This window comes from Jeotgalicoccus sp. FSL K6-3177 (assembly GCF_038050175.1).
GTDB lineage: Bacteria > Bacillota > Bacilli > Staphylococcales > Salinicoccaceae > Jeotgalicoccus > Jeotgalicoccus nanhaiensis.
This window is the reverse complement of sequence record NZ_JBBOSK010000001.1, coordinates 531,532-546,900: the sequence shown is the minus strand read 5'-3', so window position 1 is coordinate 546,900 and position 15,369 is coordinate 531,532. Positions and strand designations below refer to the sequence as shown.

At 36.9% G+C, this 15,369-nt stretch carries 13 protein-coding genes and 1 pseudogene; 1 reads left to right on the top strand and 13 read right to left on the bottom strand.

Annotation, left to right across the window (positions count from 1 at the left end):
- Positions 1 to 38: 38 nt before the first annotated feature.
- The 9 genes from MHH58_RS02750 to MHH58_RS02710 all read right to left on the bottom strand — a co-directional run bounded on the left by MHH58_RS02750 (position 39) and on the right by MHH58_RS02710 (position 11,254).
- Entirely contained in the window at positions 39 to 2,087 is a 2,049-nt protein-coding gene (locus tag MHH58_RS02750; protein WP_341344964.1) for a copper-translocating P-type ATPase, read from the bottom strand.
- Between the two features lie 255 nt (positions 2,088 to 2,342).
- Positions 2,343 to 2,849, bottom strand: a complete 507-nt coding sequence (locus tag MHH58_RS02745; protein ID WP_026859513.1) for a CueP family metal-binding protein — start codon at positions 2,847 to 2,849, stop codon at positions 2,343 to 2,345.
- 109 nt (positions 2,850 to 2,958) lie between these two features.
- The gene (locus tag MHH58_RS02740) at positions 2,959 to 3,663 is read right to left on the bottom strand and encodes a cytochrome c biogenesis protein CcdA (protein WP_052256062.1); all 705 of its coding nucleotides are present in this window, start codon (positions 3,661 to 3,663) and stop codon (positions 2,959 to 2,961) included.
- Between the two features lie 107 nt (positions 3,664 to 3,770).
- Positions 3,771 to 4,970, bottom strand: coding sequence for a c-type cytochrome biogenesis protein CcsB (gene ccsB / locus MHH58_RS02735; protein WP_341344963.1), 1,200 nt, complete (start codon positions 4,968 to 4,970; stop codon positions 3,771 to 3,773).
- Positions 4,971 to 5,010: 40 nt separating this feature from the next.
- Positions 5,011 to 6,618, bottom strand: a complete 1,608-nt coding sequence (gene resB, locus MHH58_RS02730; protein ID WP_281512606.1) for a cytochrome c biogenesis protein ResB — start codon at positions 6,616 to 6,618, stop codon at positions 5,011 to 5,013.
- Between the two features lie 11 nt (positions 6,619 to 6,629).
- On the bottom strand, positions 6,630 to 7,163 hold the full coding sequence (resA, locus tag MHH58_RS02725; protein ID WP_341344962.1) for a thiol-disulfide oxidoreductase ResA: 534 nt from the start codon (positions 7,161 to 7,163) through the stop codon (positions 6,630 to 6,632).
- A 644-nt stretch (positions 7,164 to 7,807) separates the two neighbouring features.
- Complete coding sequence (locus MHH58_RS02720; RefSeq protein WP_341344961.1) at positions 7,808 to 8,428, bottom strand: CadD family cadmium resistance transporter; 621 nt, start codon at positions 8,426 to 8,428, stop codon at positions 7,808 to 7,810.
- Positions 8,425 to 10,893: a heavy metal translocating P-type ATPase gene (locus tag MHH58_RS02715; RefSeq protein ID WP_341344960.1), complete on the bottom strand. Its 2,469-nt coding sequence runs from the start codon at positions 10,891 to 10,893 to the stop codon at positions 8,425 to 8,427. The genes MHH58_RS02720 and MHH58_RS02715 overlap by 4 nt, the downstream gene beginning before the upstream one ends.
- Positions 10,886 to 11,254, bottom strand: coding sequence for an ArsR/SmtB family transcription factor (locus MHH58_RS02710; protein WP_052256044.1), 369 nt, complete (start codon positions 11,252 to 11,254; stop codon positions 10,886 to 10,888). The genes MHH58_RS02715 and MHH58_RS02710 overlap by 8 nt, the downstream gene beginning before the upstream one ends.
- Before the next feature lie 356 nt (positions 11,255 to 11,610).
- Between MHH58_RS02710 and MHH58_RS02705 the strand changes: the two are divergent.
- Positions 11,611 to 12,056, top strand: a pseudogene (locus MHH58_RS02705) (recombinase family protein); the annotation flags it as partial.
- Between the two features lie 201 nt (positions 12,057 to 12,257).
- Here the strand turns inward: MHH58_RS02705 and merA are convergent.
- The 4 genes from merA to MHH58_RS02685 all read right to left on the bottom strand — a co-directional run bounded on the left by merA (position 12,258) and on the right by MHH58_RS02685 (position 15,362).
- The gene (gene merA, locus MHH58_RS02700) at positions 12,258 to 13,901 is read right to left on the bottom strand and encodes a mercury(II) reductase (RefSeq protein ID WP_115338860.1); all 1,644 of its coding nucleotides are present in this window, start codon (positions 13,899 to 13,901) and stop codon (positions 12,258 to 12,260) included.
- A gap of 19 nt (positions 13,902 to 13,920) precedes the next feature.
- Positions 13,921 to 14,601: a cytochrome c biogenesis CcdA family protein gene (locus MHH58_RS02695; protein WP_021459891.1), complete on the bottom strand. Its 681-nt coding sequence runs from the start codon at positions 14,599 to 14,601 to the stop codon at positions 13,921 to 13,923.
- Positions 14,598 to 14,960: a TlpA family protein disulfide reductase gene (locus MHH58_RS02690; RefSeq protein WP_348635048.1), complete on the bottom strand. Its 363-nt coding sequence runs from the start codon at positions 14,958 to 14,960 to the stop codon at positions 14,598 to 14,600. Before MHH58_RS02690 ends, MHH58_RS02695 begins: the two co-directional genes overlap by 4 nt.
- Positions 14,961 to 15,077: 117 nt before the next feature.
- On the bottom strand, positions 15,078 to 15,362 hold the full coding sequence (locus MHH58_RS02685) for a hypothetical protein (RefSeq protein WP_341344959.1): 285 nt from the start codon (positions 15,360 to 15,362) through the stop codon (positions 15,078 to 15,080).
- Between the last annotated feature and the right edge of the window lie 7 nt (positions 15,363 to 15,369).

The window sequence follows — 15,369 nt, the reverse complement described above, 5'->3', positions numbered from 1 at the left end:
ACCGACTATCCTTAAGTAAGGATTTGTCGGCATTTATTTTATTCTACTTCAAATCTATGAAGTAACTGCGCATTGATTGCAACGATGATTGTACTGAGACTCATCAAAATCGCACCTACAGCCGGACTGAGTATTATCCCCCAAGGCGCCAGTACTCCTGCTGCCAATGGGAGAGCAATCACGTTATATCCGGTTGCCCAAATCAGATTCTGTACCAGTTTATTATATGTTTTTTTAGATAGGCTGAATATTGCAAGAATATCTTTCGGATTACTGTCAACGAGAACGATGTCTGCACTATCCATCGCGATATCTGTGCCTGCACCCACTGCGATACCAACATCTGCTTTAGTCAATGCCGGTGCGTCATTGATTCCGTCACCTGTCATTGCAACAACCAAACCACGTTCTTGGATTTCTGTCACTTTATCTGCTTTCTCATTGGGCATTACTTCAGCATAGACTTCATCAATCCCAATTTGTTCTGCGACATAATTTGCGACTTTTTGGTTATCTCCGGTCAACATTATAGCTTTAATATTTCTCTTATGCAGCTGTTCTATTGTCTGCTTAGAACTTTCCTTAATCTTATCTGCCAGTGCAATGGCACCTGCTAATTCTTCGTTTACCAAAAGAAAAACTACCGTCTTACCTTGTTCTGACCATTTATTAAAGTTCTTATCGTCAAAATCTATTTTTTGTTTACGTACATATCCCGGACTCACTACTTTGACTTGTTTATCATCAATCGTCCCTTCAATTCCTACACCAGTAATTGAATTGAAATTTGACATTTCAAGCAATTCAAGTTCTTTTAACTTGGCTTCATTGAGTATACCTCTCGCAATAGGGTGTTCCGAGTCATTTTCTATTGTTGCTGCATAACTTAAAAGGATATTTTCGTCAATATTATTGAAAGTCTGTATATCTGTAACACCAAATTTACCCTCAGTCAAAGTACCCGTCTTATCGAAGATCACAGCGTTAATTTTACGAGCCTTTTCAAACTGTGGACGTTTTCGAATTAACAAACCGTGCTTTGCAGCAAGTGATGTAGATACTGAAATAACCAACGGTGCTGCCAGACCTAAAGCATGAGGACAAGCAATAACCAAAACTGTTACCAATCTCATGATAGCAGTATCTATAGTTGCTCCAATACTTATCCAAACGATAAATGTGATAATACCGGCAGCTAAAGCGATATAGAATAACCATTTAGCTGCTTTATTAGTTACATCCTGAGTTTTCGATTTAGTACGTTGTGATTCTCTAACCATATCTATAACTTGTGTCAGATAAGATTCATTCATCAGTTTCTCTACTTCAATAGTGAGAGAACCTTCTCTGTTTATTGAACCTCCAATGACCTCGTCATCAACGGATTTTCCAACTGGAACAGATTCACCCGTTAACATTGATTCATCAACTTGCGACTTTCCTTTAACGATTTTACCATCCAGCGGCATTTTTTCTCCGGGTTTTACTAATAGTAAATCACCCGCTTTAATATCATCAATCTGAACTTCTTCTGTTTCACCATTTTCAGTGATACGGTTTGCCGTATCAGGCATTAATGATGCGAGGGATTCCAGAGCCTTGGAAGCATTGTTAATAGCTCGCATTTCAATCCAATGTCCCAGAAGCATGATTAATACAAGAGTTGCCAGCTCCCAGAAAATTTCTTCCCCATTGAATCCAAAAACAACTGCCATACTATAGAAGTAAGCGACAGAAATCGCCATTGCTATTAATGTCATCATGCCTGGTTCTTTGTTTTTCAATTCATCGTAAGCGCCCTTAATGAATGGCCAACCCCCGTAGAAATAAACGAACGTGGCCAACGCTGCCACAATATAACTATCTCCAGTAAATTGCCAATCCACACCTATGAAATTTTGAATCATCGGAGATAGAAGTACAATTGGAATTGTGAATATCAGGATAATGAAGAATTTATTACGAAAATCTGTCACCATATGCGCATGATGATCGTGTCCGCTATGATTATGGGATTCGTGGCTCTCCTCATGGTTATGATGATTTTCTTCATGCTCAGCATGATTATGATTACCTTCTTTATTCATTTTTTCCCCTCCTACATTATAATAAGACTACAACTGTAATCGATTTATTAACTTAAGTTTACGTCTGTAATCGTTATTTGTCAAGCTGTTAATTTACTAAGTTTATTATAAAAAATATATGTGCAGAAACTATCCACTACATGTATTTAAAAACTAAGTAAAAATATATTAACTGCTACTCTGAGATTTAACATTGAATTAAAAATGCAGATTCCACGACACTAAATAGCATTGGGTAATCTGCATTTAATAATATTATTTAAGCTGTAAATCTGTCAGACAGGTGCTGTCATTCTCAAAAGTTGAAAAATTAGATTCAACTTTTTTTCCATCATAATTAATTTCTAAAGAGTAATTTTTATCTCTTGGCAGCCAAAAATCCAAGAAACCATTCTCAAGGGTAGTCAACTTCTCATCAACGTGAACTTCTCCATCTTCATCTGTAATTTTTACATCCATCTCTTCATTCATCAGCTCTCCCTGACAACCTGTTAAGCTATGAAATTCACAAGGATGTGTATATGAGATGTATGGTGCAATAGATACAAAAAATTCATCGTCTGGCAAAGTATAGACATTCTCATCTCCACTATCTTTAACAATAAGTGTTTTATCATTTATAGATGCTGATTCTACAATATTACTAGCGCTTAATTCCGAAACCATTTCTTTAATATTTGATTCGTTCGATGCTGAGTCATCACTACAACCTGTTAAAATAAAGATTACGCCCATCAAAACTGGCATTAAATATTTTTTCATCCAGATTCCTCCTTGATATTTAATTTTAACAATAATTTTTAAAAAAATTTTATAATAATATATCATTTCTATGAAAGTTATATAAACAAGTCATTTAATGTATTCATAATTAGAAGCCTTGAAAATCTCCAAAGTACGGCTGCAGCCAAATGATAATCTGAGTCAATCCATCAAAATACAGAAGTACACCCATTAATATCATGATGACCCCACCAACTTTCATAATCGTATTCGAGTATTTCAGCATCCAGCGTGTACGAGATACGAAAAAGCTCAATATAAAGAATGGAATTGCAAAGCCCAGACAGTAAATAACCATTAACATTAAAGCATCGTTTGGTGCACTGGCACTCATTGCGAAAATAGCTCCGATAATCGGTCCATTGCACGGCGTCCATCCGGCACCAAAAGCCATACCTATTAAAGTTGAACCTAAAAATCCTGACGGTCTGTTTTTAAATTTTAATTTCCTCTCTTTCATCAAGAAATTAAAATTAAGCACGCCGGTAATGATAAGCCCGAAGAAAATAATCAAGATTGAACCCAGTTGTCTGATCAGATTCGCATGTTCAATCAATATTCCGCCTAAAAAGGACGTGCCAAACCCCAGGGCTATATAGAATAAGCTGAATCCCACAAGAAAGAAAAGTGTGTGGAATATTGCGCGTGCATTGAATTTTTGATTTTCTACTTCATTATAACTCATTCCTGTTATGTAAGAGATAAAAGCAGGAAATACTGGAAGTACACAAGGTGAGACAAAACTTAAGAATCCAGCTCCAAATGCAAGTAAGAAAGTCATTTCACTACCCAAAATAACACTCCATTCATATTGAGATTTTACGATAATTCGAACGAACTCCTAATATATTTTCTCAGAATTTTTTATATTCTGTTAATAATAAACTATATCTAATCCAATTATGCATATGAATGAAGTCCTGCAACAATTAAGTTTATTGCAATTAAGTTAAACAGTATCAGTATAAACCCGATTACTGCCAACCATGCAGATTTCTCTCCTTCATATCCTCTGTTCAATCTTAGATGCAGGAAAATAGTATAAAACATAAATGTGATAAATGCCCAGGTTTCCTTCGGGTCCCAACCCCAAAACCTGCTCCATGCAATTTGTGCCCAAATCGCTGCGAAAAATATACCACCAAGTGCAAACAACGGAAAACCTATAATTACTGAACGATAACCTATCTCATCCATTAAGTTTAAATCTGCTTTATTTGCAAGTGGTTTGATAATTGCTGACAATCTCCTTCTGAGTATCAGACGAAGGATCCCGTAGATTATCACTCCCAGCATGACAGACCATATTACCGTGTTCAATGATTGAGATTGAATGACTGGCGGTAAATTAATTCCTGAATGGAAATGGTCCGCAGGTTCATATTCATTATTACCTAAGTGTTCCACTGCAATTGCACCTTCAAAATTAATCAAACTTGGCAAATGATAGTCTGCAACTATCGTCTGTCCTCGCTGATCTGTATACATGAATTCATCACTGTAATCAACTGCACCTTTCATGATGAGTGTCGTCGCGATGTAGACCAAAACAATCACCAAACCTGCCATAATCACTTCAAGCATACGCGCCCGCCATGATTTTTCATCATGAGGAATTGCTTTCAGCAGGTAAATCAGTCCTGCCACTGCACTCATGGATAAAATACCGTAAGAAATCGTCACTGTAATGACGTGGATTGCCAACCAGTTACTCTGTAGCGCCGGAATCAGGGGATTAACATCTGTCGAAAACATGCTGCCATAGGCAATGAGAATTAACGCTAACGGAATGACGAATAATCCTAAAATTTTTGTTTTGTAGTAATGATATGTAATTAAGTAACCTAAAATTAACATTATTGAAAAAGTTGCAATGAACTCATACATATTCGAGACAGGTGCATGTCCGGTTGCTGTCCACCTTAATAAGAAATAAGTAATTTCCATAATAAAAGCCACTATAATCATTATAATAGAAATAAATTCTGCGGTTTTCTTATTAGACTTAACACTTAACGCAAGTGGTATAAGAGAAATCAATAAAGTAAAAAAGGCAGCAGTAATCAGCCAGTTACTAATCGATAATAGTGTGGATTCCATATTAATTCCTCCTCATCTCTGTTTATATTTCATTATTATTTTAGCTATCTCTATCTAAAATCTCATCGTATCCGGATTCTCTCAATACAGGATTTATATCTTTCTTTAGTCCAAAATAATTTTTGTTTGTATGCGCACTGATACTGAATCCATCATCAGTATTAACCCATATTCGTCTATGATTAATGTATGAACCAATAAATAGTCCCACTAAAAATATCACAAATCCTGTTGCTATCAATGGCATTGTCAGGTCTTTTTTTAGGGTCAAAACAGTAGCCCAGTGATTTTCATTTTCAACAAATTTTACATTATACTTGTTATTCTCTGTGATATCGGTTGAGTTCATAATTTGAATTAAACTGAGTTCACTAGATTCACTATCGAAAATTTCAAATACAAAAGCAGGGTTTGTAGCTACAGGTGTTTCGGAGATAAGTGCTCCATTCTCATCTATTTCAAGAAAATCTGGAGCATACGCTCTAATATTGACATTCACACCATCTACAACTTCATAATTTTGATGCGGATTATCCAATTCTATTGTGAAAGGTTCCCCAACAGGTTTATCATCATTGTCTTCAAGCTGAAATGTCATGGACTTCATCTGAGAATTATCATAACTTGCCTGATAAATTTCAAATAGATCAAAGCGGTATGGATGATTCACCTGTACACTGTAATCCTCTACCTTCTGTAAATCAGGTGCAGAACCCACTACATCCATATTTTCATTCTCATAAAAGCTAAAATCCGTCTGATAGTTGCTGACGACAGTCTCATTTATATTCTTTAGTGTATTATCATAGACCGTCCCGGATTCTTCATCGTATATATCTATGGTAAATTTATTGTTCTTCACATAATATTTACCATTTGTTTCAGGTACTTGAACCGTTTCACCTTCAGTAATGTAGATCAATTCATCTACATACATACCAGGAAAAAATCTCAACATACTACCAAATAATAGAAGAATTAAACCAAAATGATTTATGTAAGGGCCCCATCTGGATAGTTTTCCTTTTTCAAATAGATAGTGATTGTCGTCTTCTTTTACTTTATAACCTTTTTTCTTTAAGCCCTCGACGACATCTGCAGTATTACGGGAACTTCCCTGATGTAAATTCAAGCGTTGTCTCTTATAAAAAGACGGGTGTTTTTTAGCCCGCTGATTTTTTAAAGACTTGAACAACGGTATACCCCTGTCGATACTTGCTGCGATGAGCGAAAGTGCAAGCAAACCAATTAGTATGATGAACCACCAGGAAGAATATAAATTATGAAATCCCAGTTCAATATAAATTTTTCCTAAAGTACCGTAATTCTCTGTATAGTATTGTTGTGGATTGGCCCCCACTGGTATAAAATACTCCTGAGGAAAAATCGTTCCTATAGACGAAGCAATAGTGATGATTGCTATGATCGTTACTCCGACTTTTATTGAAGTAAAGAAAATCCAAATTTTATCAAAAATACTTTTAGAACGGGTTTTCGAACGAATTGCACTGCCATCATAGCGCATCAAATCTTTTATTTTATTTTTATCGTAATCATTATTTATCATTTTCCCGCACGACTGGCATAATTGTGTCCCCGGGGGATTGACATAATTGCAGGATTCACATGTTATCTTTCTAGATTCCATTAAAGCTCACCCTATTCAGAAGTAGATTGTTCCACAAAGCTGTAAATATCGTCTACAGTTAACTGATATTCTTTCTTATCCACGACAATACCGTTTTTATTGATTGCTATTGTCGTCGGCAGTGGTCCGACTTGATAAGCTTTAGTCACATCTCTGTTTCGATCCAATGCGATTGGAAAATCAAGTTTTTCATCTAAGCTGGATAAGAACTGATTAATCTGCTGCTCATCCTCCGAAACATTTATTGCAATGATTTCATAATCATCATGTCCCTCATTATAAATTCGGTTCATATCAGGCATTTCTTCACGACACGGTTTACACCAAGTCCCCCAGAAATTCAAAATAACACCTTTTTCTGAATTGATATCCGATAATTGTATTGAATCACCATTTAACGTCTCCAATTGAAAATCAATTGATTCATCGCCTACTTGTAAGGCTTTTGTATCAGAAGTTAAGTTGAACCATAAGGTCACACCTAACAAAATAATGACACTCAGTATAATACTGATTCTTAGAATCTTCCTTGTTTTTTTCTTCATACTCTTACACCTCCAGTAGCAATTACTTTCATCTTGCACCTCATACATAGTTAATTTTGAAAGATAATTTTCAAACAAACTTACTATTCTATTAGAATAAGAAATCATTCGTACACTAGTCTTATTACCAATTTTAGCTATTAAAAAATTCCCCTCTAATTATTTAGCTTAAATCAAATTTTTAAAGAAACTGTGCATTTTATTAGTATTTAATGTGACATTTCAAATTATGAATAAATTTAAATTCAACACTAAAATAAGCCAGATAAATTTGCTTATGAAAATCGGATGTTTTGAGTAGATCCTAAATAGACAACACTAGAGTGTCTCTTTCACCGATGAATTGCATATATTTTAAATACTATTTTGCACATACTACTTTAGAACCCAGCTTGTCTTCTTACGAAGACAAGCTGGGTTCTTTAATTATAATGCAAATTATCATCTGAATTAGTGCAGAATAATTACGAAAGTGACAGAAGGGGTAACCGGATGTGAATCGGTGATTAAAGTTTAGCAGACCTTTGTCTTAAATCTGGGTGTGACTTTTGACTTTATTTTGCACTTATTTAAGTGATATTTTGCACTAAAATTAAGCCGATATCTCACATTAAAAGAGAGATATCGGCTTATAAAATTTTCTATTAAAATAGGAATGAGAACAGAGCGTTGAATGTGCCATTTTCAAATAGGATATAAATTCCTAATGCTATAAAGACGATTGGAACGATCCAACGTTCATATTTTTCGATTTTATCTGAAACAAAATTCAAGGAAGCCAATCGATAGCTGATTAGACATAGAACACCAACCATGATCATGAAAACAATGACGGCAATAATGATTTCCATCATATTTAAAGTCGTAAAGTACGGTATATAGATAGCGAAATCATCCGCACTGGAAGCCAGTACAATGAAAGTGACCGTTATGAATAATTGATTGAATCTGCCTGAAGAGAAAAGGGAGAGAATGTTGCCTTCATCTTCGTCTTCTTCACCTTGAATCCATATTTTTATACCCAGGTAAAGCGGCAGCAGTCCAAGCAGTCCGATTATCCATTGTTGGGGAACTAGATTAGCAACGCCCAATGACACCAGAAGACTCGCGAGTATAATAATGACTGTCCCAATATATTGTCCAATCCAGATATGTTTTATTTGATTACTCTTTTTGATTTGCGAAAACAGAAGAATCAATATGACGAGATAGTCGATTCCTGTCGCTACATAGATGGCAGCAGCTGTAAATGCCGTTATAATCATTTTTCCAACTCCAATATTTCGACATCAGTACTTTTATTTATCTGGGAAGAACCCAAGCTTAATTCATCTTCCTTCACACGCATAAGCCTCAAACCATTCAAGGCCACCACTAAAGTGGCACCCATGTCCGAGAGAATCGCAATCCATAGTGTCAGCCATCCTGGGATGACCAACAATAGAGCAATCAGTTTGATTCCAATGGCAAAAGCGATATTCGCTTTGATGATGTTCAATGTTTTACGGCTAAGTTTGATGGTAAAGGGCAGTTTCCTCAGGTCATCGCCCATTAAAGCGACATCCGCTGTTTCAAGAGCGGTATCTGTACCGGCGCCACCCATAGCGATACCAACGGTGGAAGCTGCCAGCGCCGGGGCGTCATTGACCCCATCGCCGACCATGCCTACATGACGATAATCAGTTTTTAGTTGCTTGATTACGTCTAGTTTATCCTGCGGGAGTAATTCAGATTGAATATCTGTGACACCGACATGTGAACCAATCGCACGGGCAGTACTATGATTATCCCCCGTAAGCATGACTGTTTTTTCGATGCCTGCCTGATGCAGCTTCTGGATTACCGCTTTACTTGATTCGCGGACTTCATCCGCGACTGCAATGATTGCCTGAACTGTATTTTTCGTTCCTGCAACCATAACGGTCTTACCTTGTTCTTGAAGTGTTTTGACATCACTTTTAATTGAATCATTGAAATTAGCTGCCTCTATCTCTTCAAATAATGCCGGGCTGCCAACGTAATACATTTCATTATTGATTTTGCCCCGTATCCCTTTGCCTGTAATGGAAGAAAAGTCTTCGACAAAAATATCAGAATAAGGAAGGTTATAACTGTCTGCCTTCTTTATAATCGCGGATGCCAATGGATGCTGGGAACGATCTTCCAATGCTGTGATGACTGCCAGCATTTCCTTTTCATCAATTGCATTGTCGATTAAACGATAATCAGTTACAACCGGGACGCCTTTTGTGAGTGTGCCGGTCTTATCAAATGCAATGGCCTTTAATCCACCCATTTCTTCGAGGTAGACCCCGCCTTTTACAAGGACTCCCTTCTTGGCAGCATTTCCGATTGCCGAAACAATCGCTATCGGCGTGGAAATTACCAATGCACATGGACAACCTACAACGAGAACCGCTAACCCTTGATACACCCAAGTGGACCAGCTCGCACCGAAAAATAACGGGGGTACAATCGCAACCAGCACTGCGACACCCATAATGGCAGGCGTATAATATTTTGCAAATTTATCAACGAATGCCTGGGCAGGAGCACGCTCACCTTGTGCTTCTTCCACCAGATGAATGATTTTGGCAATGGTCGTATCTTCAACCAATTTAGTGATTTTAACTTCCAGTAAGCCTTCTTCGTTCAGTGTCCCTGCAAATACTTCATCATCGATCGATTTTTCAACCGGCACTGATTCACCTGTGATTGCTGCCTGGTTGATTGCAGAGTAGCCATTGACAATTACGCCGTCCATAGCAATTTTCTGTCCAGGCTTAACAATCATGATATCGCCCACAGCAATATCATTGACGTGCACTGTCATTTCCTGTCCGTTGCGTCTGACAAGTGCCTCTTTAGGAGCAATATCCATCAATGAACTGATGGATTGCCTTGCTCGATCCATCGAGAAACGCTCCAACGCTTCGCTGATGGCAAACAAGATGACAACAATGGCGACCTCGGCCCATTCTCCGATGATGACACCGCCAATCACTGCGACTGTCATCAGGGTTCGCATATCAAATTCAAACCGGACTAAATTCTGGAGACCCGTTTTCAGCATTGAAGCCCCTCCGACAATCATGGAAGTGATGAACAGCAGTGGTGTAAGAATATTGTCATCACCATTCACCAACATTGAAATGAAGCCAAAAGCGATAAACAGTAGCGAATAGAGCAGAGTGCTGTGCTTTTTATAAAATGGAATGGTTACTTCCTTTTCTTTTTTGTCTTGTCCACTTTCTTCCCGGGATTTCTCAGGCACCACTTTGAGGTTTTCAAACGCCCCTGCTTCTTCCAGTTCCTCAACCGTTGCAGAACCATATACAGAAATTTTTGATGCGCCAAAATTCACCTTCGCATCTTGAACTTCAGGTAGTTTCTTCACATTATTCTCAAATTTCCCTGCACAGTTCGCACAGGAAAACCCCTGAACACGGTAAACTTTTTTTTCTTTATTTACTTCTGGTTGCGTTTGACGCATAGACTTTTCAGGCACCACTTTGAGGTTTTCAAATGCCCCTGCTTCTTCCAGTTCCTCAACCGTTGCAGAACCATATACAGAAATTTTTGATGCGCCAAAATTCACCTTCGCATCTTGAACTTCAGGTAGTTTCTTCACATTGCGCTCAAATTTCCCTGCACAGTTCGCACAGGAAAACCCCTGAACACGGTAAACTTTTTTTTCTTCTTCAGTCAGCTCTGCAATCCCTTCAGACATTGGTTATCACTTCTTTCCTATGTATTAATGCAATCGTCATGATTTCTTTAATATGCTGATCTTCCAGTGAATAGAACGCGAGTTTCCCTTCTTTCCTGAATGTAACGATGCCTTCTTTGTAGAGCGTGCGTAAATGATGAGATGCATTTGCTACAGTCACACCGAGTATATTTGCGATATCACAGACGCATAATTCCTCTTCCTTGCATAAGGAATAGGTGATTTTTGCCCTATTCACATCGGCAATAGCCTTAAGCATCTGTGATATACCGGCAATATCTACAGTTTGTAAATTCTCTTGCATCCGGTTAACCTTTTCTTCGTCATAACAAAAAACTTCACATGTTTCTTTCTTATTCATACATACACCTCATCATTCAAATATTTGTTTGAATATAGCATAACATCTTGTTTTTCTTTATTCAAGCAGACGTTTGAATAATAATGAATTTGTATAAGTTTTTCTCGACATAGAAAGAATTTTCTGAAATAAAGCTGAAAGAAATTACGATATCGTAAGTGAACTTTATTGTGATAAATAATTTATTCGTTCTTAAAAGCACACTTTCACGAAGGCTTAGAAAACAACTAAAAACAATCAAAAATAAAGTTCATAAATATCTCAAAACACTTTACGAACGTTCGTTGTTTTAACTACACTTTTACGAACGCTTTTGAGGTATAATTTGAGAAAAGAAACGATTTACCAGGTGAATTATGGAGTATCGTAAATTTGGTTACATTCGTGTCAGCATCACAGATCAAAGTGAAGGGCGTCAATTGGAATCCATGAAAAAAATGGGCGTCATAGAACGTGATATCTATCTAGACAAGCAAAGTGGAAAGAATTTTGAACGAGCGAATTATCAGCTGCTTAAACGAGTTATTCGTAAAGGTGATATTTTATATATCCATTCGCTTGATCGGTTTGGTCGGAATACAGAAGAAATTCTTCAAGAATGGAATGATCTTACGAAAAATATTGAGGCTGACATTATGTATTGGATATGCCGCTACTCGATACGACGCAGTATAAAGATAGTATGGGAACATTTATTGCAGATTTAGTTTTGCAGATTCTCTCCTGGATGGCTGAAGAGGAACGAGAACGCATCCGGAAACGGCAGCGCGAAGGAATTGACTTGGCCTTACGTAATGGTATTTAGTTTGGTAGGCCGCCCGTTTCTATTTCAGGGATACCGCCAACATTTCGGAAATTTTGTACGTTAAGGGAATTTCAACCTAAAAAAGTCGAATTCCTGTACGCTAAGGAACCGACTTTTTTAGATTGGCTTTCTCAATTATAGCCACCGGATAGTTTGAGTGTATTTTCTTCACATAGTTAAGCTACTATAAATAAGAGCTTACCCTGCACAACAAGATAATTTTGATACATCTTTATCAAATGTAAGTGCAGCTAATTTTAATCCTTCTGCCATTGTTAAATATGGTGCAAGGATTTCTTTTAAATCATCTACGGTTAAACCAAACTTAACGGCTAAAGTCGCTGCATAAATCACTTCACCTGCATTTTCAGATACAACATGAACCCCTAACATTTTCAATGTTTTCGAATCAGCAATAAGCTTAAAAACACCTGTTGTTTCATGATTTACTATCGCTCTTGGAACAGCATCTAAAGGCAATACGGAGGTTTTGACCTCATAGCCTTTTTCTTTTGCTTGTTCTTCTGTTAAGCCTACTGTTGCTACCCCTGGATTTGTAAATGTCACGCCGGGAACCACTGATAAATCTAGTTTTTTATTTAATCCACCGATTGCATTATCGGCAACAATTCCACCTTCATATGCTGCTAGATAGACAAATTGAGGCCCTAATGTAACATCTCCTGCCGCATAAATCTTTTCATTACTTGTTCTAGCATAATCATTTATCAGTATTTCTTTTCGTTTTCCGACTTTAACCCCAGCTGCATTTAAATTCAACGTATCCGTATTTGGTTTTCTTCCTGTTGCAACAAGCAGCTGCTCTGATTCAATCACTTTTTTCTTGCCATCTACTGTAACATGAACCTTCTTTATCTCTCCAGATTGTTCTACACGCTCAAAAGTTGCCCCTTTTACAAGGTTTATTCCTTGTTCAATTAAAGCTTTTTCTACTACTTCAGAAATCTCTGGGTCATACTCTTTTAACAGTCGCTCACTTCTTTGCATAAGCGTTACTTCTGAACCTAAGTTATGAAACAATTGGCCAAGCTCCATTCCGATATATCCTGAACCGATCACCGTTAATCGTTTAGGTACCTTTTTTATTTCAAGGAGCGTTGTACTTGTTAAATACTCCACTTCTTCAAGTCCTGAAATCGGCGGGAGAGAAGGAGATGCACCCGTTGCAATTAAAAAGCGTTTTGCGGAAAGTTTCTCCCCATTGACTTCAACCGTCTGTTCATCAGTAAATTTTGCTTCACCTACAATTAAGTCAATTCCATATTCATCAATTAGATCCACATATTTTTGATTGCGAAGCTCACTCACTAATTCATCTTTTTGCTTGATTAAGGGTGCTAATTCCACTTCTCCAGCAGATGTTTGTAATCCCGTAAATGGATTTACTTTTGCTAAATGATTAATTTCTCCAGCCCTAAGAAGTGTTTTTGATGGAACACAGCCAATGTTTACACATGTTCCGCCAACGGTTCCACGCTCAATCATGGCTACTTTTGCCCCGTATTCAATCGCTTTGATCGCAGCTGAAAAAGCCGAACCACCGGAACCAATGATAAGTAAGTCATAATCGCCTTCATTACCTAACACCACATTTTCTTGTGATGATATTTCTTCTATTTCTCCAGGTTGATATTTCGCCTCATCAATAGCCTTTTTTGCACTTTCAATCCCAATATCATCGGGTAATTCAAATAATACTTCACCGTGACGAAAACTAGCTTCTACATTCTTGGCACCAATATTTTCAAGTGCAACTGCTACATGTTCTTCACAACCCATACAAGTCATGCCACTAACTTTCATACTGATTTTCTTAGTCATTTTTTAACACTCCTTTTAATTATCGAAATATGCCACCCGGACCAATCCCCCAATAATAAGAAATATAAATTCCTGAAATTAAAATAACAATGGAGGAAATAAATTGGATCATTGCCATATTTTTAGAAAGTAATTGTTGGACATATCTTTTTGAAATCAAAGAAACAATGGTTATGGAAGTAACGACAACACCCATACCGATTGAGTACACAATAAATTTAAGTATAACCATCAATAACGAATTATCTTGCATAGATTCAGTGAGTACAAATAAAAAGGCTGGCAACGTACAACTTAATGATGTGATTCCATAAGCAATACCATAGAAATAAACTGATCGTTTACCCTGTTTAATATTAACTCTTAAAGGTAGAGAAACTTTTTTTCCAAGCAACATCCCTAGTCCCAAAAGAAAGATAAGTACGCCCATTAGAAATGACCAAATTGGAAAAACATTGATTAAAGCTCTACCTAATAACGATAATAGAAAACCGGCTATCACAAAAATAGTTAGAAATCCCAACGTCATAGACAATCCTAACCATAGCCCCTTTGAGATTGTCCTTATTAAGGAACGCCTTGTTTCAACCTCTCCTTCACCAATTAAATAACTAATATATGAAGGCAACATAACAATCCCGCAAGGATTAAACGCAGCAACTATTCCTGCTGAAAAAATAAATATAAAGGGAAACGTCATGAACTACTCACTCCAATACGTGTTAGTTCCTTTTGTAAATCATCGAAGGAAGGGTTAACCGCGTGATATATAACTTCTTGATTGCTATCTATTAAAAAAACTTCTTCCAATTGTTTTACTTTATACTTTTTAGTGAGTTCATATTCTTTATCGATTAAATGTGTCCATTCTCCACCATATTGACGTTGGAAATCCTTTAAATCTTGTTCTGTATCTTGTAGGGGATCCATATCAACAGTTATAAGTTGAACATTGTTCCCATATTTATTATGAATCTGTTTAAATACCTTTTCCCCTGCTACACAAGTCGGACACCAAGATGCCATGAAATAAATGAGTGTTGGCTTCTCGGAACTTATTGGTTGTGTTTTTTCATTGTTTATCGTGTTGGTTCCATTGGATATTCCACATGCTGAGAGGCTTACAATAATGAGAGCTGATAATAAAATCTTTTAAAGAACAATATTGATTTCAAATCACTCCCCCCCTTTTTCTTCTGTTTCACTGAATTTAGAATGGCAACAATCCGACTGACATGTATTACGACTACCTCTTCTTTTTACCAACATAATCAGTCCGACAATTAACAAAACAGCACCAAATATCCAAACTTGTTTTCCTATTAAGAAAGCACCCATAGAACTCAATCCAATTGCAATTAAAATGATTGGTAAAGCGCAACATAGAACCAACAATGCTGGTATTCCTAAAAACAATAATTTATCATTATCCTTTACATTTTTTCGCTTTTGTACAGTCAATTTACAT

Coding starts and splice junctions, on each gene's coding strand:
- MHH58_RS02750 (WP_341344964.1), bottom strand. CDS start 2,087: ATGAATAAAGAAGGTAATCATAATCATGCTGAGCATGAAGAAAATCAT.
- merA (WP_115338860.1), bottom strand. CDS start 13,901: ATGACTAAGAAAATCAGTATGAAAGTTAGTGGCATGACTTGTATGGGT.
- resB (WP_281512606.1), bottom strand. CDS start 6,618: ATGGAATCTAGAAAGATAACATGTGAATCCTGCAATTATGTCAATCCC.
- MHH58_RS02695 (WP_021459891.1), bottom strand. CDS start 14,601: ATGACGTTTCCCTTTATATTTATTTTTTCAGCAGGAATAGTTGCTGCG.
- ccsB (WP_341344963.1), bottom strand. CDS start 4,970: ATGGAATCCACACTATTATCGATTAGTAACTGGCTGATTACTGCTGCC.
- MHH58_RS02715 (WP_341344960.1), bottom strand. CDS start 10,893: ATGTCTGAAGGGATTGCAGAGCTGACTGAAGAAGAAAAAAAAGTTTAC.
- MHH58_RS02745 (WP_026859513.1), bottom strand. CDS start 2,849: ATGAAAAAATATTTAATGCCAGTTTTGATGGGCGTAATCTTTATTTTA.
- MHH58_RS02720 (WP_341344961.1), bottom strand. CDS start 8,428: ATGATTATAACGGCATTTACAGCTGCTGCCATCTATGTAGCGACAGGA.
- resA (WP_341344962.1), bottom strand. CDS start 7,163: ATGAAGAAAAAAACAAGGAAGATTCTAAGAATCAGTATTATACTGAGT.
- MHH58_RS02710 (WP_052256044.1), bottom strand. CDS start 11,254: ATGAATAAGAAAGAAACATGTGAAGTTTTTTGTTATGACGAAGAAAAG.